General features: G+C 64.6%; 2 protein-coding genes. One reads left to right on the top strand and one right to left on the bottom strand.

Features of this window, described 5'->3' with window-relative positions; genetic code table 11:
• Positions 1-261 (top strand): helix-turn-helix domain-containing protein (locus tag WAN71_RS01060; protein WP_422223555.1); only part of this gene is annotated, 261 nt, incomplete at its 5' end.
• A 156-nt stretch (positions 262-417) separates the two neighbouring features.
• Here WAN71_RS01060 and WAN71_RS01055 read toward each other — a convergent pair.
• Positions 418-1512 (bottom strand): flavin-containing monooxygenase (locus tag WAN71_RS01055; RefSeq protein ID WP_422223554.1); only part of this gene is annotated, 1095 nt, incomplete at its 5' end.

Genomic DNA, 1512 nt, shown 5'->3' with positions numbered 1-1512 from the left:
GCCGAGTTCGTCGCGAGCACCCTCGGCCCGCTCGCCGAGGACGACCCCGCGGCCGCACGGCTGCGCGAGACGCTGCGCGTCTATCTCGAGGAGGCCGAGAACGCACCCCGCGCCGCTGCCCGCCTCTACACCCACCGCAACACGATCCTCAAGCGGATCGCGCGTGCCACCGAGCTGCTCGGCTATGAGCCAGGCGAGCGACGGCTCGCGGTCGAGCTGGCCCTCGAACTACGCCGCCACCTCCCGACGTCGGCTAGGTGAGGGCTCGGGCGATCTACCGTACGGGTGATCACCGAGGCGCTCCACCTCGATAATGCGGCGCGCCACGGCGTGTGCGGCCTGCACGATCTCGGCGTAAGACCGCCAGATCGTCACTCTTCTTCGTTCCGTTTGGGTTTCCACGCCTACCAGGCGCCGTCAGCCAGGGGTAGCTGCGACGAAGTCGTGCGGTGCCACGGCCGCGGATCGCCCGGTGACGGCCGGCAGCTCGCGGGCGCTCATCGCGTGGTAGGCGTTGAGGTCGAATGTGCGGGTCTGCCGGCGGAAGTTGAATGTGAAACCTGGCCACAGGGTGGCGATCTTGCCGAACTTGTCTCGGTACCAGCTCGAGCATCCGCCGTTTTCCCATACCGAGTTTCGCAAACCTCGTTGGATCTTGTCGGTGTAGGCGATTTGCGCGTCCTTGCGTACCTCAATGGTCGCGATTCCGTGTTTGGAGGTCGTACGGATCAGATCCCGCAGATAGTTCAACTGCGACTCGATCATGAAGACCATCGATGTGTGACCCAATCCTGTTCCGGGCCCGGTCATCACAACCATGTTGGGGAAGCCGTGCACGGTCGACCCCTTGTACGCCTGCGGGCCGGCCCGTTGCCAGGTGTCGGCGAGACTGCGCCCGCCCCGGCCGAAGATGCGCTCGTTGGTCGGTGAGTCGGTGGCGTGGAAACCTGTGGCGACGACGATGGCGTCGACCTCGCGGACGCTGCCATCGGTGGTGACGATGGCGTTCGGCCGCACCGCGGCGATGCCATCTGTGACGACATCGACATGCGGTTGCGCCAGCGCTGGGTAGTAGGTGTTCGACATCAGGATGCGCTTGCAGCCGATCTGCCAGTGGGGGGTGACCTTCGCACGCAGCTTGGGATCGGTGATTCCGCGCTGGATATGGCGTTTGGCGGTTTTTTGCACCGGCACAAGCATGTTCGGTGCGTGGGTCAAGGCGAAGGCGATGACTTCCTTACTCCAGTAGACGGCGCTTCGGATCGCCCGCTGATAGCCGGGTACGTGTGCGAAGGCTAGCCGTTCAACCGTGGTGTATTCGCGGTCGAAACGGGGAAGTACCCACGGGGCGGTGCGTTGATAAACGTGGAGTTGCCGCACGGTTTTGGCTAGTTCTGGGACGATCTGGATGGCCGAGGCGCCCGTGCCAATGACCGCGACCCGTTTGCCGGTGAGGTCGTAGTTGTGGTTCCAGCGGGCGGAGTGGAAGATCTCGCCCTCGAACCCGTCGAG

The sequence above is a fragment of the Mycobacterium sp. genome (assembly GCF_049280035.1).
GTDB lineage: Bacteria > Actinomycetota > Actinomycetes > Mycobacteriales > Mycobacteriaceae > Mycobacterium.
Note: the sequence above shows the minus strand (reverse complement) of the source record. Positions and strands in the feature narration are given on the sequence as shown.